The organism is Bradyrhizobium sp. USDA 4461 (assembly GCF_054055655.1).
Genome location: NZ_JBSRXM010000001.1, coordinates 794399 through 818235, shown reverse-complemented (window position 1 = coordinate 818235; position 23837 = coordinate 794399). Strand labels below are relative to the sequence as shown.

Annotated in this window: 17 protein-coding genes; 14 read left to right on the top strand and 3 right to left on the bottom strand. The window is 64.5% G+C overall.

Annotated features, from left to right (window positions below):
- Positions 1-16 precede the first annotated feature (16 nt).
- Complete coding sequence (gene dnaG, locus ACVINW_RS03875; protein ID WP_456750090.1) at positions 17-2023, top strand: DNA primase; 2007 nt, start codon at positions 17-19, stop codon at positions 2021-2023.
- Positions 2024-2276: 253 nt separating this feature from the next.
- Complete coding sequence (gene rpoD, locus ACVINW_RS03870; protein WP_456750089.1) at positions 2277-4409, top strand: RNA polymerase sigma factor RpoD; 2133 nt, start codon at positions 2277-2279, stop codon at positions 4407-4409.
- 220 nt (positions 4410-4629) lie between these two features.
- On the opposite strand, the gene ACVINW_RS03865 is transcribed toward rpoD, so the two are convergent.
- Positions 4630-4866 carry a hypothetical protein gene (locus tag ACVINW_RS03865; RefSeq protein WP_456750088.1) on the bottom strand — a complete coding sequence of 79 codons (237 nt, stop codon included), beginning with the start codon at positions 4864-4866 and terminating at the stop codon, positions 4630-4632.
- A 189-nt stretch (positions 4867-5055) separates the two neighbouring features.
- Between ACVINW_RS03865 and ACVINW_RS03860 the strand changes: the two genes are divergently transcribed.
- On the top strand, positions 5056-5355 hold the full coding sequence (locus tag ACVINW_RS03860; RefSeq protein ID WP_456750087.1) for a hypothetical protein: 300 nt from the start codon (positions 5056-5058) through the stop codon (positions 5353-5355).
- Positions 5355-9419 (top strand): P-loop NTPase, encoded by a 4065-nt coding sequence (locus ACVINW_RS03855; RefSeq protein WP_456750086.1) that lies wholly within the window; start codon positions 5355-5357, stop codon positions 9417-9419. The genes ACVINW_RS03860 and ACVINW_RS03855 overlap by 1 nt, the downstream gene beginning before the upstream one ends.
- Positions 9420-9651: 232 nt before the next feature.
- Here the strand turns inward: ACVINW_RS03855 and ACVINW_RS03850 are convergent, their stop codons facing one another.
- Positions 9652-12471: a CHAT domain-containing protein gene (locus ACVINW_RS03850; protein ID WP_456750085.1), complete on the bottom strand. Its 2820-nt coding sequence runs from the start codon at positions 12469-12471 to the stop codon at positions 9652-9654.
- Positions 12472-12863: 392 nt separating this feature from the next.
- Here ACVINW_RS03850 and ACVINW_RS03845 point away from each other — a divergent pair, with 392 nt between their 5' ends.
- The 5 genes from ACVINW_RS03845 (at position 12864) to ACVINW_RS03825 (ending at position 17330) form a co-directional block, all read left to right on the top strand.
- The gene (locus ACVINW_RS03845) at positions 12864-13274 is read left to right on the top strand and encodes an ester cyclase (protein WP_456750084.1); all 411 of its coding nucleotides are present in this window, start codon (positions 12864-12866) and stop codon (positions 13272-13274) included.
- Positions 13275-13479: 205 nt separating this feature from the next.
- Entirely contained in the window at positions 13480-14373 is an 894-nt protein-coding gene (locus ACVINW_RS03840; protein WP_456750083.1) for a DUF4231 domain-containing protein, read from the top strand.
- 75 nt (positions 14374-14448) lie between these two features.
- Positions 14449-15408 carry a DUF817 domain-containing protein gene (locus tag ACVINW_RS03835; protein WP_456750082.1) on the top strand — a complete coding sequence of 320 codons (960 nt, stop codon included), beginning with the start codon at positions 14449-14451 and terminating at the stop codon, positions 15406-15408.
- 55 nt (positions 15409-15463) lie between these two features.
- Positions 15464-16270 carry a lytic murein transglycosylase gene (locus tag ACVINW_RS03830; protein ID WP_456750081.1) on the top strand — a complete coding sequence of 269 codons (807 nt, stop codon included), beginning with the start codon at positions 15464-15466 and terminating at the stop codon, positions 16268-16270.
- 211 nt (positions 16271-16481) lie between these two features.
- The gene (locus ACVINW_RS03825; RefSeq protein ID WP_456750080.1) at positions 16482-17330 is read left to right on the top strand and encodes an FRG domain-containing protein; all 849 of its coding nucleotides are present in this window, start codon (positions 16482-16484) and stop codon (positions 17328-17330) included.
- 326 nt (positions 17331-17656) lie between these two features.
- Here ACVINW_RS03825 and ACVINW_RS03820 read toward each other — a convergent pair whose 3' ends face one another.
- Positions 17657-18511, bottom strand: a complete 855-nt coding sequence (locus tag ACVINW_RS03820; protein ID WP_456750079.1) for an SDR family NAD(P)-dependent oxidoreductase — start codon at positions 18509-18511, stop codon at positions 17657-17659.
- Between the two features lie 156 nt (positions 18512-18667).
- Between ACVINW_RS03820 and ACVINW_RS03815 the strand changes: the two genes are divergently transcribed.
- The 5 genes from ACVINW_RS03815 (at position 18668) to ACVINW_RS03795 (ending at position 23708) form a co-directional block, all read left to right on the top strand.
- Entirely contained in the window at positions 18668-19069 is a 402-nt protein-coding gene (locus ACVINW_RS03815) for a response regulator (RefSeq protein ID WP_456750078.1), read from the top strand.
- 137 nt (positions 19070-19206) lie between these two features.
- The gene (locus ACVINW_RS03810) at positions 19207-19818 is read left to right on the top strand and encodes a LysE family translocator (protein WP_456750077.1); all 612 of its coding nucleotides are present in this window, start codon (positions 19207-19209) and stop codon (positions 19816-19818) included.
- Positions 19819-20539: 721 nt separating this feature from the next.
- Positions 20540-21754 (top strand): GGDEF domain-containing protein, encoded by a 1215-nt coding sequence (locus ACVINW_RS03805; RefSeq protein WP_456750076.1) that lies wholly within the window; start codon positions 20540-20542, stop codon positions 21752-21754.
- 154 nt (positions 21755-21908) lie between these two features.
- Entirely contained in the window at positions 21909-22529 is a 621-nt protein-coding gene (locus ACVINW_RS03800) for a peptidoglycan recognition protein family protein (RefSeq protein ID WP_456750075.1), read from the top strand.
- Between the two features lie 348 nt (positions 22530-22877).
- Positions 22878-23708: a L,D-transpeptidase gene (locus tag ACVINW_RS03795; RefSeq protein WP_456750074.1), complete on the top strand. Its 831-nt coding sequence runs from the start codon at positions 22878-22880 to the stop codon at positions 23706-23708.
- Positions 23709-23837: the final 129 nt, after the last annotated feature.

The following is a 23837-nucleotide window of genomic DNA, read 5'->3' as shown; positions in this document are numbered from 1 at the left end:
ACGCTAAAACCGACCCATGCGTTTCACGCCCGAATTCCTCGATGAACTGCGCGCCCGGCTTCCGGTCTCGGAAGTCGTGGGCCGGCGCGTCAAGCTGAAGAAGGCCGGACGGGAGTGGAAGGGGCTGTCGCCGTTCCAGCAGGAGAAGACGCCGTCGTTCTTCGTCAACGACCAGAAGCAGGCCTGGTTCGACTTCTCGTCCGGGCTGAACGGCAACATCTTCGACTTCCTGATGAAGACCGAGGGCGTCACGTTTCCCGAAGCGGTGGAGCGCCTCGCCGCGATGGCGGGTGTTCCGCTGCCGGCCGTGACGCCCGATGCGGCACGGCACGAACAGCATCGCCGCACCCTGTACGACGTCATGGAACTGGCGACCAAGTTCTTCGCCGATACGCTGGCCTCGCGCCACGGCGCCAAGGCGCGCGGCTATCTCGCCGACCGCAGCATCTCGCCGGCGACCCAGCTCCAGTTCCGGATGGGTTATGCGCCGCCGGATCGTTTCGCACTGAAGGAGCACCTCGGCGCGCAGGGCATTTCCACCGAGGACATGGTGGAAGCGGGGCTTCTGGTGTCCGGCGAGGACAAGCCGGTGCCGTTCGATCGCTTCCGCGACCGCGTCATGTTTCCGATCACGGATGGTCGCGGCCGTGTCATCGCGTTCGGCGGCCGCGCGCTGGAGAAGGACGTTCCGGCCAAGTACCTGAACTCGCCGGAAACCACGCTGTTTCACAAGGGCGACAATCTCTACAACCTGTTCACCGCGCGGCAGGCCGCGCATGACGGCGCTCAGCTGATCGTCGTCGAAGGCTATGTCGACGTCATCGCGATGGTGACGTCAGGCTTTCCCGGCGCCGTCGCGCCGCTCGGCACCGCGCTGACCGAGAACCAGCTCGCGCTGCTCTGGAAGATGGTCGACGAGCCGATCCTCTGCTTCGACGGCGACCGTGCCGGCCAGAAGGCGGCGTATCGTGCTGCGGACCTCGCCCTGCCGCAGCTCAAGCCCGGCAAGAGCCTGCGCATCGCGCTGCTGCCGGAAGGACAGGACCCCGACGATCTCGCCCGCTCTGGCGGTCGTGCCGCGATCGAGGAGGTGATCTCGGTCGCGCGCCCGCTCGCCGACCTGATCTGGTCGCGCGAGATCGAGGGCGGCAATTTCGATACGCCCGAACGCCGCGCAGCGCTGGAGGCGCGGATCGGCGAGCTCACCAATGGCATCCGCGACGAGGTGGTGCGGCGCTATTACCGGCAGGACTTGCAGGAGCGGCTGCAACGCAGCTTTGCCCCGGAAGGCGGTCGTGGCGGTTACGGCCGCGGCGGCTATGGCCGGGGCAATTTCGGCGGCGGCCGCGGCGGCGAATCACCCCGCGCCTTTGCCCCCCGTAGCCCGGCCCAGGGCGGGCGGTTCGCGCCCAAAGGGGCCGCACCGGCCCTTTCCCGTGGACCCTATCAGGCCGCGAGCCCCCAGCTCGCCAACAGCCCGATCATGCGCGGCCAGCGCAGCGCGATCTCCCGCCGCGAGGCGCTGATCCTGCAATCGCTGATCAACCACCCCTGGCTGCTGCACGATCATCTCGAGGAGGTGGCGGCGCTGGAGCTCGCCCATCCCGAAGCCCACAAGCTCAGGGCCGCCATTATCGCGGCCTTTGCCCACGATCATCACCACTCCCCGGACGCCGAGGAGCAGGCCGAGAAGATGCGGGCCGATCTCGAAGCAGGCGGATTATCGCAGATTCTTCAAAGGGTTGAGCGGGCGATCACAACCCAGGCGGTGTGGGGCGCACAGATTGGCGCGGCACGCGAGGATGTTTTATCGACCTGGCGTCAACTGGTTGCCTTGCATCAGAAAACCCACGCCTTACTTAGGGAAAGAAAAGATGCGGAAGCGGCTTTGGCTGAAGACTCCAGCGAGGCTAATCTGGCATGGTTGCAGGATATCCAGGCCCGGATGGCAGAAGCCGACGGCACCGAAGCCCTGATTGAAGGGTTCGGCGAATTATCGGGCCGGTTCCAGCGTAATGTCTGATAACAAAAATGCTGCGGACGGCGCCGGCCGCACCCGCAAAAAGACTCGCCAAATCCATGGTTTGGCTGCAAAAACAGGGTTAAGCGAAACTTAATAGCCTCGCGGCTATTCAAGATTGGAAACCGTCGAGACGGATGACAGGGGTGGCGAGGTCTTGCGCCGCCCTTTGTGCGTCGAGAGAGTAAATCTAGATATCATGCCGATGTGTGCGCGTGGCGCCATTTTGCATGACCGCGTTTCGGGAGCTTAGTGAATGGCCACCAAGGCAAAGACGCTGCAGGTTAAGGACAAGGAAAAAGACGACAAGGCAGCGGATGCTCCTGAGAAGGATTCCGCTGACGCGCCGTCGCCGTTGCTCGACCTGTCGGATGCCGCGGTGAAGAAGATGATCAAGCAGGCCAAGAAGCGCGGCTTCGTGACCTTCGATCAGCTCAACGAAGTGCTGCCCTCCGACACGACGTCGCCCGAACAGATCGAAGACATCATGTCGATGCTCTCAGACATGGGCATCAACGTCACTGAGGCCGACGATAGCGAAGGCGAGGACGAGAAGGACGACGGCGACGACGAGACCGACAACGAGCTCGTCGAGGTCACGCAGAAGGCCGTCACCGAGGTCAAGAAGTCGGAGCCCGGCGAGCGCACCGACGATCCCGTGCGCATGTATCTGCGCGAGATGGGCACGGTGGAATTGCTCTCCCGCGAAGGCGAAATCGCAATCGCAAAGCGCATCGAGGCCGGCCGCGAGGCGATGATCGCGGGGCTGTGCGAAAGCCCGCTGACCTTCCAGGCCATCATCATCTGGCGCGACGAGCTCAACGAAGGCAAGATCTTCCTCCGCGACATCATCGATCTCGAAGCCACCTATGCCGGCCCGGAATCGAAAGGCGGCATCAATCCGAACCTGATCGGCAACAACGGTGCCGAAGGCGCGGCTGCTGAAGGCAATGGCGGCGATGCGCAAGCCAGCGCGCCGGCCCATGTCGCGCCGCCGGCAGCTCCGCCGTCGCCGACCCCGTTCCGCGCCGCGCCGGCCGGTGGCGAAGCCGGCGGCGAGGAGAAGGATCCCGCCGAGGCCGCCGCCGAAGGCGACATGGACGACGACGAGTTCGAGAACCAGATGTCGCTCGCGGCCATCGAGGCCGAGCTGAAGCCGAAGGTGGTCGAGACCTTCGACAAGATCGCATCCGAGTACAAGAAGCTGCGGCGCCTGCAGGAACAGGACATCGCCAACCAGCTGCAGAGCGAGTCGCTGTCGCCCTCGCAGGAGCGCAAGTACAAGAAGCTGAAGGACGAGATCATCGTCGAGGTGAAGTCGCTGCGCCTCAACCAGGCCCGCATCGATTCGCTGGTCGAGCAGCTCTACGACATCAACAAGAAGCTGGTTTCGTTCGAGGGCCGCCTGCTGCGCCTCGGCGACAGCCACGGCGTCGCCCGCGAGGACTTTTTGCGCAACTATCAGGGGTCCGAACTTGACCCCCGCTGGCTCAACCGTGTCTCGAAGCTCTCGGCCAAGGGCTGGAAGAACTTCGTCCATCACGAGAAGGACCGCATCAAGGACCTGCGCCACGAGATCCAGTCGCTGGCGGCGCTCACCGGGCTCGAGATCGGCGAATTCCGCAAGATCGTGCACGGCGTGCAGAAGGGCGAGCGCGAGGCCCGTCAGGCCAAGAAAGAGATGGTGGAAGCCAACCTCCGTCTCGTGATCTCGATCGCCAAGAAATACACCAACCGCGGCTTGCAGTTCCTCGACCTGATCCAGGAAGGCAATATCGGCCTGATGAAGGCGGTCGACAAGTTCGAGTACCGCCGCGGCTACAAGTTCTCGACCTACGCCACCTGGTGGATCCGGCAGGCGATCACCCGTTCGATCGCCGACCAGGCCCGCACCATCCGCATCCCCGTGCACATGATCGAGACGATCAACAAGATCGTCCGCACCTCGCGCCAGATGCTGAACGAGATCGGCCGCGAGCCGACCCCGGAAGAGCTCGCCGAGAAGCTCGGCATGCCGCTGGAGAAGGTCCGCAAGGTCCTCAAGATCGCCAAGGAGCCGCTGTCGCTCGAAACGCCGGTGGGTGACGAAGAGGATTCGCATCTCGGCGATTTCATCGAGGACAAGAACGCGATCCTGCCGATCGATGCGGCGATCCAGTCCAATCTGCGCGAGACCACGACGCGCGTCTTGGCCTCGCTCACGCCGCGCGAAGAGCGCGTGCTGCGCATGCGCTTCGGCATCGGCATGAACACCGACCACACGCTGGAAGAGGTCGGCCAGCAGTTCTCGGTCACGAGAGAGCGCATCCGCCAGATCGAAGCCAAGGCGCTGCGCAAGCTGAAGCACCCGTCGCGGTCGCGCAAGCTGCGGAGCTTCCTCGATAACTAAGTCGATCGGTATTCATCGAAACAAGAACGGCGGGCCCAGGCCCGCCGTTTTTTGTTTGTAGGATTCGTCATTCCGGGGCGGCGCGTAGCGCCGAGCCCGGAATCCATTCTACCGCGAAACGCGCGGCCCGATGGATTCCGGGCTCGCGCTTTGCGCGCCCCGGAATGACGAAAGAAATGGCGATCGGCGATGACCGAATGGGTGGTCGGTTCGCGTCACGCTACTTCTTCTTCGTCCCAACCCGCTCGATGCTCTTGATCTCGAGCGGCGGGCGGCCGCCCTTTTCGGCGATCTCGCGGTCCTGGTCGCGCAGGAAGGCGCGCACCGGCTCGTCGCCGTCGAGCCCGCCCAACAGCTCCGAGGGCACGCGGCGGTTGGAGCGCTGCGAGCCGTCTTCATAGAAGACGTTGAAGAAGGCGAATTCGCCTTTGGGATTGGTCCCGGGTTTTTTCGGCATGCGCGGCTTGTCCTCGATCGTGCGGCTGAAGTCAAAGCAAATCGCGCTAGTGTCAATGCTGATCTGCGGTGCGCGAGCGGGCGTATCGGCGTGAATTCGATGCGGCCTTGCCACGCGTCGTCAAAGATTCCTTCTGGACACGATCCTTTGCCGAGATCAAGATTGCGCGGCAACCGGAGGTGGTATCCCATGATGTCCGACGACATGGCCGCAGCACTGGACGGCAGGCTCAGCGAGCTCAAGACGGCTTGGGGACTCGACGGGCTGACCATACGACGAACACTGAGCGGCAAGTCGGGTGCGGACGTGCTGCTCGTCGATTCAAAGGGATCCTATGACGGCTCCGCGATCCTGAAAATTTTCCCTGAGGGGCAGACCGCAGAAATTTCCCGCCATCATGAAGCGATCGATGAGGGGGGAGCGTTCGCCGAGAAGCGCTTTCCCAAGCTTGCGCGCCAGCACGAGGGCGGAGGTGGTCGGCCGCGCTGATGACCATCGCCGGAGACGGCCTGAAATATGTCGATCCGCTAGCGGACGTCACGGAAGCAGAGCGGACCAAGGCGATCGGAGAGGTGCTGCAGGGAATCCTTGCCGGCTGGAACAACGATGCCAGGGCCGCGGATGATACCTCCGCCTACGACCTGATCAGTCAATGGCTCGGATCGAAGCTCAATGTCGGCGGGCGGCTGGATCAGGTGTTTGAGACGATGACCGGGCTCGACAGATCGGTAAAGGGCTTTCGGGATGTCGATCTCGAGTTGCCGAACCCGCTTGCCTGTTCAGCTCCCAGTTCGCCGCTTCGAAGCATCAAGTTCTCGCCGATCGTCGGTCGCGGTCATGGAGATTTGCACGGCCGCAACATCCTCATTCACGCCCCGGGCGGCACCGAAACAAGCTTCTACCTAATCGATTTCGAGCACTATCGAAGGCCCGTCGCGCTGCTGTTCGATCTCGCCTATCTCGAAATATCCCAGTTCCTATCCATGCGGTCCACGGCTTCCCGCGCGAGGTGGCTGGACCTCGTCAGCGTGACGGCGCGGCTGCTGAGTCGATCAGACGCCATCGGTGCCTCTAAGCATGCCGATGACGAGGGGTTGATCCGCTTTTCGGGAATGATCCGGGACAATCTGTTCTCCTGGCAGGCGGGGCGGTTTCCTAGCCGCAGAGAGGACGTGGAACGACAGTATCGCCTTGCCTGCATCGCGGCGGGACTTAACTACGCCAGCAAAAGATCCCTGGATCAAACTCAGGCGCAGTCGACCAAGCTGAAGGAGTTTGCCTTCCTCTACGCCGCTCAGCATCTGAAGGAACTCTATCAATTCGAGCGCATCGCCCTTCCACAAGGCGAGCAGATGCGATCCATGCAGATCCGGGCAAGCGACAATACTTGGCGCGAGGTCTGGCGGGCGGCAGACAGCTTCAACTCGGCGCGAAATGCCTACGTCCTGGTCGCCGGCACCGCTGTTCGTCGTTTGGCGCCAGAGGAGCGCGAGGCAATCACCCGTTTACCGTGGTCGCTGGTGATCGACTTCGATTCAGCTAGCGACGGCAGCAGTCTTTCCGAAGCGGCGCAGGCCGGAAAGAGAAACATCAGGGGGGTTCATCGGATCCTTTCCTCACAGTCCGAGGTAGACGTGAATTTCAATGTCGGTGTCGCTTGGTTTATGGCCGATGGATGGCAGCGCGTCGCGACTAGCATCCCCGCGTCGACCGGCGAGTGGCGCAGGACGATGCCGCGCGAGCTTCGCAGGCTGGCGACAAAGGTCCGCGCGCAAACGACGCCTCGGCCACTCACGGTGGTTTTCCTCGCCGAGGCAATAGACCCGAGCCGGTTGCGTGGGGTGTACGCAGCGCTTACCGAACAAGTCGAGAATGTCAAGGTCGTCGTCGTGGAAAACGGCCCCAACGACAAGACGTCCGAGATACTGACAGAAGAGGGCGCATCCCCCGAACGGATCGCTTGCCGCTACAACGATCTTGCTATCGGCATCTCCGAGATGATCGGCGATCCTGAAATCGAAGTGACCATTCGCATCCCTGCCCGCTCCGACGATAGTTCGAAGTTGACCAAGGTCGCGATACAGCCCGACCTTTATGCAAAGTTTTCGGAATCGATCGAGCTCGTGCACGACGGATTGGCACGTTCCGATTTGGAGAAGAATGTCAACGGGCCGAGCTTCCGCGACGGCGCCGAGGTCTCTTGGCAGGATCTCAATCGCAGCCTCGACGTGCCTCGCGACGTCACCAACGAGATTCGCGCTCAACTCACCAGGCTGCTGGACGATCTCCGCGCGGTAGCCGTCAGCCTGCGCCACAAACCCGGCGCGGGCGCAACGACGGTGGTCAGGCGGCTGGCGTGGGATCTGAGGAATCTCTATCCGACTATTCTCATTAAGTCGTTCAACAACTTGACGGTTGATCATATCGACACGGTTTCTCAGCTTTCCGGATTGCCGATCTTCATCGTTGCCGAGCAGGCGAGACTGTTGGATACCGACAGGGACCGGTTGTTTTCGGAACTTAGAAGCCGCAACCTGAACTTCGTCTTTCTGGACGTTGTGCGGTCGCGTCACCTTTCGCCCGGGGGAGCGTTGTCCTACCTGCTGGAAGACCAGATGGTGGCCAGCGAGGCCCAGCGATTCTATGAGCGCTATGTACAATGGTGTGCCGCGAACCGCAGGGGCGAGTTGCAGCGGCTGACGACGGACACAAATCTCAGCGATTTTCGATCGCCTTTTTTTTACAGCCTGTATGCTTTCGAAAACAAGTTCAACAATGTCCAGGATTATGTCTCGGCGTATTTCGATGAACTGTCGGACGAACAGCGTGAGCTGCTAGCGTTTCTTGCGCTGATCAGCGTCTATTCGCAGCAGGCATTGCCATTTTCATCACTGAAGATCATGTCGCGGTCCGACTTGCCGGCCGAAGTTCGTCTGTCCGAAGTGCTGGGCGAGGCCGCGAACAAGCTGGTGCTGTTCAATGGTACCGAGCTCAAGATCGTCCACCCGCGGATCGCCAGGGAAATCTTGCAGCGGCATCTACGCCCCGAAGACTGCGCACATAGCAGCGACTGGAAGGCGCTTCTACCTGGCTTCTGTGTCCAATTCATCGAACGAATTGCCAACAAGGCGCATTTCGACAGTGAGATTATTGAAGGCATCCTGACCTATCTCTTCATCGTGCGAACCGAGTTCGGCGAAGAGCGTGCTCATTTCTCGGAGCTTGTGGAGGATATCCCTGAAGCGAGCCGGCGACGCGTGCTCGCCGCGTTGTGTGAGAAGTTCGACAGCAACCCGCATTTTTGGCATCATCTGGGGAGATTATTGCTCTTCCAGCGCTCTGATTCTTATCGAGTGGCTGCGGAATGCTACGAGAAGGCCATCGCGCTTAGTGACCTTGACGGTACGCACCACCACGGGCTTGGCATGGTCTATCGAGACGAGGTGCGCGCCTTGATATGGCCCTACCTCGGGCCGCACGAGACCCTGAACGAGCGGCTCCAGATCATCAAGCCGACCTACCAAGCTGCCGCGAAATCCTTCGAGCGTGCGCGCGAGCTCAGTGCCACTGACGCCTATCCGAGGGTCAGTCATATTCAGATGATCACCCGGACGATCGAGGAACTGCTCAAGAAATCTGACGTCAAGACCTATTCCGAACTGCTAGATCGACGCGACGCCGTCGCTGAGTGGTGTGTTCAGGAATTGTCGGTCGCGCAAACCCTCGTTGAGGATGTCAGATTCATCAATGCCGAGCGGCAACCCAATCGGATCGAGGTCGAGGCCGCCGGGAAGGTCGACGAGTTCTTTGACAATTTCGATTCGGTCGTCAAGGGCCTGACCGCGTTGCTTGATCGTGGAATTGGCGGGGCGACTACGGTTAGGCGTTCTCTGGCCCGCTGCTATCTCCGGCAGGCGTCGGGAAATCTGTCGCAGCTGGATCAGGCTCGCGCACGTCGCGTGGTCGAGCTTACGCAAAAGAACCTTGCTGCCAATCCGCGGTCTGGCGATGACCTGCGCTTATGGATCCAGGCCTTCCGCTTGCTGCCCGAATTCACCATCGGCGAGGCCATCGAGCGGTTCAGCCACTGGGCGGAGGACGCTGGCGCGATCGATGCCTGGTACTATCTCTATATCTTTCATTTCCTGAACTCGGTGCGAGGCGCGAGGTCCAGTCTCGACGAGGCGAAGCGATACATCGAGCGGTGCAGGAAGGGCGCGCCGGAACTGGTGTCGAAGCGCTCGTTCGAATGGATCGCCGCCGACAGGTTGAGGCGCCCGTGCCCACTGCTGAACCACCTGGAACTCGGTCCGTGGCGGGCGCAGGAAGATCTGTTTGCGCACAACGACCGGCTGCAGCCGCAGACGGGAATTATCGTCGACATCTCGAAGGGGACCAGCGGGAAGATCGACGTCAATGGACTGAGTGCCTTCTTTGCGCCGACGCGCGGACGCCTCAACCGCGCCACCTACTTGAATGCGCAGGTGACGTTCTATCTCGGCTTCAGCTACGAAGGGCTCCGTGCATGGAACGTGCAGCCTTCGCGGGGTTGATGCGGAGGCTGCGTGGCCGGTGCGCCGGGCCGCCGAGTTTGGCGCTCGGTCGAGAGTTCAGCGGTGCATGGGGGCCGCCATTCTCAGCAAATCGGCTTCGCATCTGGCCACGCGGTGGGGGGCGGCCGCCTTTTTGGGCGATCCCGCGGACCTGATCGCGCGGGACGGCGCACCGGTTCGTCACCGTCGAGCCCGCCCAGTAGCGCCGACGGACGCGGACGACATATACGCCTCAGCCCTCGAACAGCACGAATGCCGCCCACACGCTGGCGTCGGCCGAACCCGCGACCTTGCCGTCGCGCGCATCGCGTCGGGTCTGGCGCAGCGCATCCGAATAGGTCAGGCCTGCCGCGAGGTGCTCGTAGAAGCGCACGGTGAAGTTCGCGGTGCCTTCGTCGGCGACCGGCCACAGCGTCAGCAGCGCGCGGCGCACGCCGGCGATGCCGAGCGCGGTCGGCAGGCCGCGCAGGCCGCTGACGAAACTCTCGTCGCCGCGGCCGGTCTCGCAGGCCGACAGCACCAGCAGATCGAGCCCGGACAGGTCCCAGTCCATCACTTCGAAGGCGTAGAGATAGCCGTCCTTGTCGTCGCGCAGCGGCCAGCGGCTATCGCCGGCGCCCGACAGCACGATCCCGCTCTGCCACAGCGTATCGAGGCCGGACGCGGTGCTGTCGTGATAGAAGCCGTGCGTCGCCAGATGCGCGATGCGCACCCTTCCGATCGCCCCGCGCAGCGCGGCTTCGCTGACGCCTTGCCCGGTCATCATCTCGACCGGCGCGCCGCGGGCGCGGGCGAGCTTGGCGATCGCCTCGATCTCGGTCTTCGTGCCGGGTAGCGGCATCGGACCCGGCACGCCGTATTCGATGCCGCCGGCGAGCAGCATCGCGCCGGTCCTGTCGAGCGTCTCGCGCGCATGGATCGCGATCAGCGCGTCGGGGCTGGTCAGCATCCGGATCGTGGTGCGGTCCTCCAGCAGGCCGCCATCGGCGCCCGGCAGCAGCGCGAACGGCACGGCAAACAGGAAACCGTCCGGCACCACATAGAGCGTGGTCTTGTCCTTCAGCAGCGGCTCCAGCGGCGCCAGCAGCCGCGCGCGCAGAGTCTGGAAGCGGCCCTTGGCGTCGGACGCCTTGCTATCGGTTGCCTTGTTGTCGGCATCAGCCACGCTGGCCCGCGTCGAGCGCAGCCGCGCGATCTCGGTGCGCACGCCGGTGTCGACCATCCGGCCGGGATCGCCGAGGTCGACCACGCGCGGCTCGCTCATTGCGGTCTCGACGATGGCGTAGAGCACGGTCGCCGCCAGTGGCTCCTTCGCCTGCCGGTCCGCCTTCCACTGCCGGGTGATGAAGTAGTTGACCACGGCCTCCTGCGGTCCGAGCAGCCGCGATGGCCGGATCGGATCCTGCGGCAGCTTCACGCCGATCGCGTCGAGCCGCTTGTTGAGCGCCTTCTCGGCCGCGTCCTGCCGCCCCCACACCGACCGCGCCCAGTCGTCGAGATTGCCCGACGAGAACAGCTCCTGCTTCTCGCCATTGAGCCGCAGCGCCGCGCGCAGCAGCGTCGCGGTCTCTTCGTCCTTGCCGGCCATTTGCGTCTCGAGCTGGCGCAACGCCGTGGCGTCGCCGCCACCGAGCGTCTTCCAGCGCAGCACGGCGGCGGCAAACGCCGGCTGCGCCACCGATGAGCCGGCTCCGGTGGCGAAGCGGCCGAACGCGAACAAGAGATGGTCGGCATGGGCGCGGATCGCCTCCGCGACGGCGCGATCGCCCGCGGTGCCGACCTCGCGCTTCATCCAGTCGAACATCTCGCGGTCGAGCGCGGTGAAGGCCTGCACCGCGCGGTTCGGATCGGTCGCGATCAGGGCGGTCGCGATGCCGAGCTTGATCTCGAAGCTCAGCGGATGCTGCGCGGTGAAGGCCCTGGTTGAGATCGCAAGCGCCGTCTCGCGCAGCCGCATGCCCGCGTCCGGCTCGCCGCGCTGCTCGTGCTGGCCGGCGGCCAGCACCGCAGCCTTGATGCGCAGGAAGTCCGCAAAGTTCTCCTCATTGGCGACGATCGCCTCCAGCCGCGCCAGGTCGGCCTGTGACATCGCGGCGTCGCCGGCTGCGAGCATGTCGGTGTAGAACAGCCAGGCGTCGGCCTGTCCGGCGAAGCTCGGATCCTTCGGCGCCATTGCGACCGCGATCGCGCGGTGGCGGCGGAAATAGCGGCGGGCGTCGTCGAAGCGGCTGAGGTTGAGGAAGTCCTGCCCGGCGTTGTTGACCGTCACCAGCGTGTTGAGATGGTTCTCGCCGTAACGCTTGACGCGCTTCTCGATCGCGAACAGATCGAGCTCCAGCGCCTTCGCCGGCGCGCCGATCTCGCGCAGCATGTCGGCATAATTGTTGGCGAGCTTTGCGGTGGTGCGATGGTCGGGCCCCAGCGCCTTCTCCGAGCGCTCGAAATTGTGCCGGCCCAGATTGGTCGCCGACGCCGCCGAGCCGTTGGTCGACAGCGCCACCGCGAGCTTGTCGCTGGCGATCAGCGATTCCTCGGAGCCTCCGCCCCAAGTGGCGTTGAAGGCCGCGATCGCCTTCGTGTAGAGCGGAACGGCCTCCGCGATCCGGGCGTGGTCGGACAGCAGGATGGCGTACATCAGGAGCACGTCGGCATTGCCCGGCGGCGATTGCGCGGATGCCTTGCCCTGGAACGCGCGCACGAACAGTTTTTCGGCGAGATCGTCGCGCTTGACCGCGCGCAGCGTGGCGGTCGCGTTGAAATATTGCTCCATGACGAACTGCGCGTCGTCGAGCCTGTCCGCGGCGTCGAGCGCGGCAACGAGCTGGGCACAGCCGGTATCGATCTTGCCGCCGCGTGTCAGCGTGATGGCGTTCTTCATCTGCGCGGCGATCGCCTGCACGTTGGCGGCAGCTTGCGCCGGCGCCTGTTTGGCGCGCGCGTCCTGCGCCGCGGCGTTCTCGATCGGTCCGGTCACGTCGGCGCCGAACGCAAGCATCAGGCCGATCGCCGCGGCGGCCGCGCGCGGGCGTGTGAAATGTCCGGCTATTTTCATCCGCAGCGTGTCCCCATCATGGTGCGCGTCTCGGGGCGCATTGCCCGCGGAAGACGCCCGGTCGGCGCAGCCACCGATTAGCTGCGCCGATTGACCCGAGCAAGACGCGGCAGGCTGCGCGATCGTCGCGAAACCGGCCGGCGGCCCGTTCATCTTGGTCGCGGCCGGCGACGTCCGCGTTCACCCGGCGCTCTGCTGGTCGGTTGTATGCCAGCGACGCCGCTGCTTCGGATGATGGTACCGGCAGCGGCGCGGCGGGCGCCTCGCGAAAGCGCACGGCGATCGAAATACGACGGATTTCTGACCATCGTCACTTGCGCCATCGCGCCCGATTCGCGTATGAGGCGCATCTTTCCTCTTCTGCAACTTTCTTTTTTTTGAGAAGCCGATCGATGTCCAACGTCACCCTCGAGGCCAACAAGGCGCTCGTGCTCGCGCATCATGATGCGGTGACCAACCGCCTCGATCCCGATGCGATCCGCGCGCAGCTGGCGGTCGACTTCTTCGACCACGCCGCGGGCAAGCGGATGAGCGCCGAAGAGGTGATCGCGCATGCGGCCGCCATGCATGAGACATTCGCCGAGCTGTCCGCGGTGGCCGAATGCCTGGTCGCCGAGCGCGACATCGTCGCCGGCCGGTTCGTCTGGCGCGGCCGCCACCGCAGCCCGTGGCGCGGCATCGCCTCGACCGGCCGTCACGTCGAGTTTCGCGGCATGACATTCTGGCGGATCCGCGACGGCAAGATCTCCGAGCGCTGGGCGGAGATCGACTTCGTCGATCTGGAGCGCCAGCTCAGGGACTGAGCTTTCGTCACCCTCTTCCTGTCCTGTCGTGGAGCAACAGCGGCCGGTTTTGACCGGACGGATCGTTGACGCGCGTGATCGGCGCCATCGATTTCATGTCACGCTCATCTTGACCAAGGGTTGCCGTTGGATGAGAATAAACCTTTGGATTGCTAAATGATATTTCGAAACGGGCATCGATTTGCTCGTGTCGAGGATATTTGCGATGGCCATACTGGAAACGATCGCGAACCGCCAGGCGCAGTGGTCGGAGACCGCAAACCAGCTGAAATCGACTATCGACCGGGCGCGCAAGTCGGCCTTCGCGCTGTCGTCGCTCGGTGCGATCCTGGCGGCGGTGGCCAGCCAGCTGCCAGACCACACGACGGCGCCGCGCACCACTGTCGCGATCGCAGGCGCGGTCAGCCTCGCCCTCGCGACCTTCTTCACCCAGCGTCTGCTCGGCGCCGATCGGATATCGGCCTGGGTGCGCGTGCGCGCGATCTCCGAGCGGCTGAAGCGCGAGGCCTATCGCTTTGCCGCAAGTGCTGCGCCCTATGACGACCCGGCCAGGGCGGACGCGCTGCTCGATGAGGAAGGGCGAAAGATCGAGGCCGATGGTGAGGACCTGCTGCCGCAGCTGGTGCGCGCCGCGAAGCAGGGCTCGGTGCCGCGCGCGAGCCTGGAGCAGGACGAGTATATCAAGCAGCGCGTGCAGGGGCCCATCGCGTGGTTCACCGAAAGGGCCGACAGCAATCAGGTCGTCGCATCGTGGCTGCGGCGCGTCGAATTCGCGCTCGCCGCGCTGGCGACCCTGCTGACGGCGATTGCCGGCGTCGAGGCGAAGCCCGTGATCGCGGGCGTTCCGTTCGACATTGTCGCCTTCACGGCGGTGCTGACCACGCTCGGAGGCGCGGTGCTCGCCCACATCGAAGCCTCGCGCTACGATTTCCTGGTGACCGCCTATCGCGCCACGGCGCGGCGGCTCGAGGACACCAACAATCGGCGACCCGCCTCGTGGTCCGACTTCGTCAACGAATGCGAGAACATCCTCGCGACAGAGAACACCTCCTGGATCGCCAAGTTCACCGGCAAGACCGAGGCGAAGCCGGGCGGGTGACGGCCCGCGTGGTTTGGGCAAAATCTGCACAACTCCGCCGCGCTCCGACCGTGATCCCCCGCCATCGTCGGTGGCATGCATCACAGGCTGACAAGTCACGCCAAACCGATCGCGAGCGCCGCGGCCAACTGGCCGCCGCTGCGCCGCTTCATCGCCGCCGAACATCGCCTCGGCCTGGTGATGGCGCAGCGGCGATGTTCGGCGGCGCTTTACGAATTCGTGCGGTTCGGCGTGAAGCAGGCCTGGGCCTGCCTGTTCGGCGGCATCGCGGTGGCGCTGATGATCGGCACCTGGCGCTTCTATCCACAGGATGCGCCGCTTGCGCGCTACGACTTCCTGTTTGTTTCAATGCTCGCCGTCCAGATCGCGCTGCTGGCCGGACGGCTCGAGACCTGGGAGGAGGCGCGGGTCATCCTGATCTACCATGTCGTCGGCACCGCGATGGAGCTCTTCAAGACCTCGGTCGGCTCCTGGATCTATCCGGAGCCCAGCATCTTCCACGTCGGCGGCGTGCCGCTGTTCTCGGGCTTCATGTATTCCTGCATCGGCAGCTACATCTGCCGCTGCTGGCGGCTGTTCGATTTCCGCTTTATCCGGCATCCGCGCCGCCTCGCCCTGATCGCCCTCAGCGTCGCGATCTATGTCAACTTCTTCAGCCATCACTACATCGTCGATCTGCGCTGGCTGCTGTTCGGCTGGGCGATCTGGCTGTTCGGCCGCACCCGCATCCATTTCAAGGTCTGGACCGGCTATCGCGCCATGCCGCTGCTGCTCGGCCTCGTGCTGGTGGCGCTGTTCATCTGGTTCACCGAAAACATCGGCACCTTCACCAGGACCTGGCTCTATCCCTCGCAGCGGCTCGGCTGGTCGATGGTTTCGATCGACAAGCTCGGGTCGTGGTTCTTGCTCGTGATCGTCAGCTACACGCTGGTGAGCCTGGTCAATGCGCCGCTTGCGTGGAGGGGCGAGGGTGCGGGTGCCGATGTGCGGCGGGATCACAAAGCCGTCGGCGGAATGTCGGTGCCGACGCTTTGACTGCCTCGTTTGCTCCATGGCATGATCGGCCATTCGAAGCAGGAGGGATTGTTGCATGCTCAGGTGTCGTTTGGCGGTTGTGTTCGGCGCCTTGCTGCTTGCCAGCCCCTCCTACGCCGCCCGCTGCGGCGGCAGTTTTCCGGCCTTCGTGCAGGCGTTCTCGCAGGAGGCGGCCGCGGCCGGCATCCAGCAGGACGTGATCTCGCAGGCGCTCGGCGGGGTGCAGCAGGATGGCGGCGTGCTCGCCTTCGACCGGCGGCAGCGCTACACCTTCAACAAGACCTTCGAGCAGTATGTCGCAACCCGCGTCGGCTCCGGGCGCATCAATGGCGGCCGCGCGATGTTGCAGCGTCACGCCGCGCTGTTGTCGAAGATCGAGCAGCAATACGGCGTGCCGCGCCAGATCCTGGTCGCGATCTGGGGGCTGGAGACCGATTTCGGCAAGGGCGACATGGGCAAGCTGCCGGTGTTCCGGGTGCTTGCCACGCTGGCGCATGATTGCCGGCGGACCGATCTGTTCCAGGGCGAGCTGCTCGCCGCGCTCAAGATCCTGCAGCGCGGCGATCTCCGTCTCAACGACATGATCGGCGCCTATGCCGGCGAGATCGGCCAGACCCAATTCCTGCCGTCGTCCTACATCAAATATGGCGTCGATTTCGACGGCGACGGCCATGTCGATCTGCGCCACTCGGTGCCCGACGTGCTGGCCTCGACCGCCAATCTGCTGCACGCGAACGGCTTCAAGATGGGCGCGCCCTATGGCGAAGGCAGCGCGAATTTCGAAGCGATGCGCGAGTGGAACAGGGCGGTGATCTATCGCAAGACTATCGGGTATTTCGCCGATCAGCTCGTGGGGCGGTGACCGCCTTGCGGTCATCCCGGGGCGCGCCTCGGCGCGAACCCGGGATCTCGAGCCGCATATTCGGTGTCATTCCCCGATGCGTAATTGCGTATCTGAGGGCGCGCGCAGCGCGAGCCCGGAATCCATCGACCCGCATAACCTGCTGAGAAATGGATTCCGGGCTCTCGCTGCGCGAGCCCCGGAATGACGCGGTGAGAATGAGCGACGTCCCATGGAAACCATCGGCAGCCAAAAGATCTGGTCGTTCTTCGACCGCCGCGGATGCCAGGTCGCGAGGAATTCGGCGGTGCGCCAGGGGCCGGGGCATCGCGTCGGCTCCTATCTCGAGCTCGCCACCAAGATCGCCGAGCTGCAATTCCTCAACCGCGACCATGTGCTGCTGTTTCGCGGCCAGGGCGCGGATCACCGCAATATCAAGAACAACTCGTCGCTGAAGCCGACGCTGTTCCGCGGCGGCCGCGGCAACCCGGACCGCGCCACGCTGGCTGAGCGGTTCGAGGCCCTGCGCCGGGCCGAGCAGATCCTGATCGCCGACTACGCCAAGGCAAAGCTGCTCGGGCTGGAGCGGCTGAAGCGGCATCGCATCCTGCGCTGGTCGATCCTGCAGCATTACGAGGTCTGCACCACGCCGCTGCTCGACGTCACCCATTCGATCCGGATCGCCGCCTCCTTTGCCTCGCTGGCGGAGACCGGCGCCGCCTTCCTCTATGTGCTCGGCGTGCCGAACCTGAGCGGCGCGATCACCGCGAGCGCCGAGGCCGGGTTGCAGATCGTGCGGCTCTCCAGCGTGTGCCCGCCGGCGGCGGTGCGGCCGCATATCCAGGAGGGCTATCTGCTCGGCGAGTACCCCGAGATATCCGGCACCGACGAGCGGGAAAACTATTTCCCCTACGAGATGGATTTCGGCCGGCGGCTGGTGGCGAAATTCTCGTTCGCGCCGGCGTCGTTCTGGAAGAACGACAATTTCCCGCAGGTGACGCGAAGCGCGTTGTATCCGTCGCAGAACAGCGATCCGCTGTTTCGGCTGGCGCTCGGGGTGAAGAAGCAGTTGGGCGGGTGAACAGTGCCAGGCGTGGCTCATTGAACGCGCCACAGACTCGGTGTTGTCCCGGGCTTGACCCGGGACCCATAACCACAGGGTTGTGTTGTTGAAGCGAGCTGTGGTCCCAGCAATGCGCCACAATGGCCCGCTGTGGTCATGGGTCCCTGCCTTCGCCGGGACGACGAGCAGGGAGCGCGCGCTCATTCACGGCTGTCATCGCCCGGCTCGACCGGGCGATCCAGTACGCCGCGGCCTTTCGATTCAAGCACGGACGTCTCTGGAATACTGGATCACCCGCTTTAGCGGGTGATGACATCACATTATCTCGCGGCGCCGTCATGCGTTCATTTCGCATCCCCCGCCAGCTTCGCCGTCGCCTTCTCGATCTGCCGTTGCAGCACCTTCCAATAGGTACCGGGGCGGAAGCGCTGCAGCAGGTCCATGAAGCGGGCGTCGTTGCCGATCAGGATGCGCGGCTGGTTCTTTTCGATGCCGGTGATGATGCGCTGCGCGGCGGCGGTCGGCGTGGTCCTGGCCAGCGCCTCGAAACGCTCGATCGACTGGACGCGGCGGGCATTGTCGGTGACGCCGATCCCCGTGCGCGAGTTGCGCGCGATGTTGGTGGCGACGCCGCCGGGATGCACCACGGAGAGCTTGATCGGGCTGTTCGCCACCGCAAGCTCGTGGCGCAGGCTCTCCGAGAAGCCGCGCACCGCGAACTTGGCCGCGCAATAGGCGCTCTGGCCGGGCGGGGCGATGATGCCGAAGATCGAAGAGACGTTGACGATATGCGCCTCGCGCTGCCGCGAAAGCAGCGGCAGGAAGGCGCGGGTGCCGTGCACCACGCCCCAGAAATTGATGTTGAACAGCCACTCCATCTGCGCCTGATCGATCTCGTCGAACTGGCCGAGCAGCGCGACGCCGGCATTGTTGACGACGATGTTGAGCGTGGGGTGCGCGGCGCCGGCGGCTTGTGCGAACGCGGCGATCTCTTCGGGCTCGCTGACGTCGAGCCGATGCACCGTGACCTTGCGGGAGCTCACCTTGGCGATCTCGGCGGCGGTGGCCTGCAGGCCGGCCTCGTCGCGGTCGGCGATCGCGAGGTCACAACCGCGCAGCGCGAGTTCATGCGCGAGCGCGCGGCCGATGCCGCTGGCGGCCCCGGTCACGGCGGCGGCGGATCCAGAGATCGCGGTCATGTCAGGTCGGCTCCATCTGAACAAGGGGGCGGTTGCGAGGCGGGAACATGGCGGTTTCCTCACTTTTCTCAAATTGGAACTGAACATCCAGCCATTTTAGGCATTCAACATTTGTTAGGTGCTCGAATCGAAGCTTCAAACCAAGGGAGGCCTACCGTGGGACAGTCAAAGCCCTATCGCGCGAAGGCCCTGGTCGTCGAGGACGATCCAATGCAGCGCGAGATGATCAGCCTCCTGTTGGAGGAGAGCGAGTTCGACGTGATCTCGTGCGAGAGCGCCGAGGCCGCCGAGCTGGTGCTGCAGGGCAACGGCGACAATGTCGTGCTGATGATGACGGACGTCGAACTGGCCGGACACATGACCGGTATCGAGCTCGCTTATGCCGCGAAGAAATACAAACCCGATCTCGATGTGGTCGTCACCTCGGGCAGGCCGTTGCGGCAGCGCCTGCCCGACGGCGCGATGTTCTGGTCGAAGCCCTGGGCGCCGCTCGACGTGATCCGCCTCGCCGAGACCAAGGCGTCGGAGATATCGCGCGGCGGGTCGCGTCGATCCTGACAAGGCGCCTGCGTTCGTAACGGAGCTGCCGGCGCGGCGAAGGACGGAAGAAAGGAAGGAAGGGTGCTGCTTCCACCCGCCCGGCGGTCGTGATATTTCCGACGGCCGACCACGTGTGGTCGGTTCGAGGATTTGACATGACCTGGTCCTTCCTGCTGACCACCCTGATCGTCGTCGCCTCGCCCGGCACCGGCGTGCTCTATACCCTGGCGGTGGCGCTGACCCGCGGTTCGCGCGCCAGCGTGGCGGCGGCGTTCGGCTGCACGCTCGGGATCGTGCCGCAGATGATTGCGGCGATGCTCGGGCTTGCCGCCATCCTGCACACCAGCGCGATGGCGTTCGCTGCGCTGAAATGGGGCGGCGTGGTCTACCTGCTCTACATGGCCTGGCAGGCGCTGCGCGAGCGCGGCGCGCTCGCCGTCGATACCGGGATCAAGCCGCGCTCGAGCGGGCGGGTGATCGTGACCGCGATCCTGATCAACATTCTCAATCCGAAGCTGTCGATCTTCTTCCTGGCCTTCCTGCCGCAGTTCATCGCCGTCGACGAGCCGCACCCGCTGACGCGGATGGTCGAGCTCAGCTGCGTATTCATGGCGATGACGTTTGCCGTGTTCGCGGTCTATGGGCTGTTCGCGGCCTCGGTGCGCGACCGCGTCATCACCCGGCCCAAGGTGATGGCCTGGCTGCGGCGCAGCTTTGCCGCGGGCTTTGCCGTGCTCGGCGCCAAGCTCGCCCTCGCGGAGCGCTGACGCCGCCGTCGCGCAGCGCCCCGATCGAGGCAATAAAAAAGCAGGCCTTGCGCCTGCTGCTGCCTTGCACCCCGTCCGCCTCTTGCGCCCGTCGGTCTCGGGCCGATCGATGTAAGGGTGAATTTGCGGTTGATGAGTCCGGGGCTGGCGTCGCTCCGGCCGGTCGTCCCGGTCCGGGTGCCCGGGCAGGGCAGGAGCCGCTACCCGGGCTGGAATTCGCTACTTCTTGGCGGCCTTCTTCTTCGTCGCCTTTTTCGCCTTCGCCTTCTTCGCCTTCTTCGCTTTCTTAGCCATAGTATCCTCTCAAGGTTTCATGGATTGAACGCGACTCCGAGGCATGCTTGGCGGAGGGCCAGCCTCGCAACATCCTCAGTATCAAACTCAGCAGATTCGGAGGCGGCTGCCGCGTGCTGTCACGACGCCGTCATCGTGTTATCCACAGCTGTTACGTGTTTTTGCCGGTTTTTTCGCACGCATGCGCGGGTCGCGCGCGGTGTCGTCGCATCCGGCATGCTTAACGATGCGCAAACGGCGGATGCGGACATCTTCATCAATTCAAAACCACGGTGCGGATCGACACCTTGTGGGTGACGGTCCGTTAAGCGCCGCGGCCGCATCCTGCACCGCAAGGCAACGCGGATTGTCATTGGCAAACGCCCTTGGGGCGCGCGGAAGGCTATTTCAGAAGAGGCGAGGCCGATAGCGGTCTCGGACAGGGGCGATGTTGAGCGTTCCGACGCTTTGGACGGTATTCATTGTCAATTTTCTCGCGCTCGGCCTGATCTGGGCCTATGTCGCGCGCAGCTATCCTGCTTTCGGCGCGGCCCGGTTCTGGACCGCATCCGCCTTCACAGCCTCCGCCGGCGCCGCCTGCGCGATGCTCCGCGTCACGGTGACGGACTCGCTCGTGCCGCTGCTTGCGGGCGGGACGCTGATGGTGTTCGCCGCCGGCCTCGCCGCGATGGGCATCGAGCGGTTCTACGACAAGCCGGTGCGCTGGCGCAGCACCGCGCTGTCAGCCGCGCTCGCCTTCGCCGGCCTCGGCGTCTTCATCTTTGCCTATGACAGCATGCCGATGCGCATTCTGGTCTACACGGTCGCGCAGGTCATGCCGCTGGCGCTGACGCTGAAGCTGTTGCTGTCGCCCGAGAACGGCCGGGTCAGCCCCGGCGCGCGGCTCGCCGGCATCGTCGCCTCGGTGCTGATCGGCATCTACGCGCTGCGCCTGGTCGGCGCCCTGCTGCAGCCCGGCGAATTCTCCTTCGTCCGCTTCAATGCCAGCCAGTCGCTGGTGATCCTGCTGATGGTGTTCCTGTCGATGGCGCTCAATTTCGGCTTCCTGCTGATGGCGATCGACCGGCTGCGCAGCGAGGTCGCCGACCTCGCGCTGCTCGACGATCTCACCGGCGTCGGCAACCGCCGTCATCTGCTGCAACGATTGACCCAGGAATGCGCGCGCTCCGACCGCAACGGCGAGGCGTTCGCGCTCTTGGTCATCGACCTCGACGGCTTCAAGAGCATCAACGACACCCACGGCCACGCCGCCGGCGACGCCTGCCTGCAGCATTTCACGCTGATGGCGCAGACCCGGCTCCGCCCGGGCGACATGCTGGCCCGCACCGGCGGCGACGAGTTCTGCATCGTGCTGCCGTCCTCGACGCTGCGCGAGGGCGCGATGATCGCGCGCCGCGTGCTGGAGGTCTGCCGCGCCGATGCCGAGCAGTGCACCGGCCGTGACATCCCGATCGCGGTCTCGATCGGCATCGCGCAATGGACCCGCGAGATCGGCATGCATCCCGACCGCCTGATCGCCGCCGCCGACCACGCGCTGTACGACGCCAAGAAGGGCGGCAAGAACGGCTACGCGGCCTATGAACCGAAGCCGGCGCCGGAGATCGTCGATGCGCTGGAGGCCGCCCTGCGCAAGCGCGCCTGAGCGTGCTAATGTTGTGTCTCTGACAGTCCATTCCGTCATTCCGGGGCGCGACGACGTCGCGAACCCGGAATCCAGAGGTCGTGGATCGTGATTCCGGGTTCTCGCTTCGCGAGCCCCGGAATGACACTGAGTGAATGCCCCGGATCGTTCCGCAATGATGTCCCGCCTGCTCGCCGCGCTTCTCGCGCTCGTGATCTCCTCCGCCGCCCTGGCTGAAACCTCCGATCTCGCTGCGATCGCGCGGTCGCAGGGCACGCCCGAGATTCCCGGCCTGACGATGGTCTGGCTGTCGCCCTGGGGCGACGTCGCCCACGCGCATCCCTGGCGCAACATTATCGTGCACCAGACCGAGGGGCCGGCCGGTTCGGCACGCTCCGGCGCGCAACAGCAGCACAAGAACCCGACCAGGCGCGGCGTCATGGTCTGGGTCGAGACCGACGGCACGGTCTATTGGGCGGTCGCCGACAATCTGGTGCCGACCCACACCGACGGCGCCGATCGCAACGACAACAAATACATCGACAACAGCAAGACCTATCATCGGGTCAACAAGGACAGCTCGATCGGCGTCGAGTTCGCCGGCAATTATCCCGACGTCACCAAGGGCCCGACCGACGCCCAGATCGCCGCCTGGCGCGTGCTGGTGCGCGTGCTGCGCGCGCGCTACCGCATTCCGCTCGACCACGTCTATGCGCACAACTGGATCGACTTCAAGGATGCCCGCTACTGCGAAGGTTGCGCGCTTGCGACCATGGCGCGGGAGTGGGGCGAGTAGTGTCATGCTTGGACAGGGTCCGCTCAGCTCAGCAAACAGCCGTCATCGCCCGGCTTGACCGGGCGATCCAGTATCCAGAGGCAGCCGTTATATTACTCGCCCGCCCTCTCTTGACCGCCGCGGCGTACTGGGTCCCCCGCTTCCGCGGAGGACGACAGTGAAGTTGCTGAGAACGCTACCACAAAAGCGAAAAGGCCGGCGTCGCTGCCGGCTTTCGTGTCTGCTAGCCCGGACATTCTCCTTCAGCGTTAACGACGCTTAACGATTTCCAGCCCGAGCGACATCGCTTCGAAGTTTGTTAGAGTTTGCTGAGTAGTTCTCCAGGCACAGGGGAATCTGGGGAAAGACATGGGTCGGCGGGCCAAACGCGGAAAGACAAAGACCGAGGCGCTCGCACTGCCGGTGATGGGGCGAGTTGCAATCGGCGTCATCGCCGCTGCTGCATTGGGGGATGGTTTGCTGTGGCGCCCGGCGAGCGTTCAGCCGACACGCAAGCCGTCGGCGCAGCAGGCCGCGGTGCCGTCAACGCCGGCTCACGCATCGACTGCGGTTCGCGTCGCGGCGCCGGCCCCGGCTCCGGTCCCGGTCCCAGTCCCGGCGCCTGCGCCCCTGGTCGAGCCGCCCAAAGCCGCTGATGGTCCCGGAAAATTCGTTCGACAGGTGGTCGACTACGCCAGCCGTCAGACGCCGGGAACCGTCGTCATCGATACCGGAAACACGTTCCTCTATCTCGTTCTGAACGACAGGCAGGCGATGCGCTACGGCATCGGTGTCGGCCGCGAAGGGTTCACCTGGTCCGGCGAACAGACGGTGGCCCGCAAGACGGAATGGCCGGATTGGCGTCCGCCGCCGGAGATGCTCACGCGGCAACCTTATCTGCCGCGGTTCATGGCAGGCGGACCCGGCAATCCGCTTGGCGCCCGGGCGATGTATCTGGGCGAGACCGAATATCGAATTCACGGCACCAACAAGCCCGATACGATCGGCAGGCGGGTTTCGTCGGGCTGTATCCGGCTGACCAATGACGACGTCACGGACCTTTATGAGCGGGTGAAGGTCGGAGCCAAGGTGATCGTGCTGCCGGCAACCTCAGCCCATCGGCCATCCGAGGCCGCGCCGTCCGACGCTGCCCTCCGGTCGCCGTCGAACCGGCCCTTGGCAGCCAACGCGCAGATGTAGCTCTTGAGGCTCATGCGTATACACGGCCCCGGATGGGCGGAGCCAACGGGTCCGCGCAGCGCGCGGCCCGATGACAAACTCCGCGATACCCATCATCTCCCCGGCAAAAGATTGATGGTTGTCGCCTCG

Coding starts and splice junctions, on each gene's coding strand:
- ACVINW_RS03865 (WP_456750088.1), bottom strand. CDS start 4,866: ATGCCGAAAAAACCCGGGACCAATCCCAAAGGCGAATTCGCCTTCTTC.
- ACVINW_RS03860 (WP_456750087.1), top strand. CDS start 5,056: ATGATGTCCGACGACATGGCCGCAGCACTGGACGGCAGGCTCAGCGAG.
- ACVINW_RS03820 (WP_456750079.1), bottom strand. CDS start 18,511: ATGACCGCGATCTCTGGATCCGCCGCCGCCGTGACCGGGGCCGCCAGC.
- ACVINW_RS03800 (WP_456750075.1), top strand. CDS start 21,909: ATGATGTCCCGCCTGCTCGCCGCGCTTCTCGCGCTCGTGATCTCCTCC.
- ACVINW_RS03810 (WP_456750077.1), top strand. CDS start 19,207: ATGACCTGGTCCTTCCTGCTGACCACCCTGATCGTCGTCGCCTCGCCC.
- ACVINW_RS03825 (WP_456750080.1), top strand. CDS start 16,482: ATGGAAACCATCGGCAGCCAAAAGATCTGGTCGTTCTTCGACCGCCGC.
- ACVINW_RS03795 (WP_456750074.1), top strand. CDS start 22,878: ATGGGTCGGCGGGCCAAACGCGGAAAGACAAAGACCGAGGCGCTCGCA.
- ACVINW_RS03845 (WP_456750084.1), top strand. CDS start 12,864: ATGTCCAACGTCACCCTCGAGGCCAACAAGGCGCTCGTGCTCGCGCAT.
- ACVINW_RS03835 (WP_456750082.1), top strand. CDS start 14,449: ATGCATCACAGGCTGACAAGTCACGCCAAACCGATCGCGAGCGCCGCG.
- ACVINW_RS03805 (WP_456750076.1), top strand. CDS start 20,540: ATGTTGAGCGTTCCGACGCTTTGGACGGTATTCATTGTCAATTTTCTC.
- dnaG (WP_456750090.1), top strand. CDS start 17: ATGCGTTTCACGCCCGAATTCCTCGATGAACTGCGCGCCCGGCTTCCG.
- ACVINW_RS03850 (WP_456750085.1), bottom strand. CDS start 12,471: ATGAAAATAGCCGGACATTTCACACGCCCGCGCGCGGCCGCCGCGGCG.
- ACVINW_RS03840 (WP_456750083.1), top strand. CDS start 13,480: ATGGCCATACTGGAAACGATCGCGAACCGCCAGGCGCAGTGGTCGGAG.
- ACVINW_RS03855 (WP_456750086.1), top strand. CDS start 5,355: ATGACCATCGCCGGAGACGGCCTGAAATATGTCGATCCGCTAGCGGAC.
- ACVINW_RS03830 (WP_456750081.1), top strand. CDS start 15,464: ATGCTCAGGTGTCGTTTGGCGGTTGTGTTCGGCGCCTTGCTGCTTGCC.
- rpoD (WP_456750089.1), top strand. CDS start 2,277: ATGGCCACCAAGGCAAAGACGCTGCAGGTTAAGGACAAGGAAAAAGAC.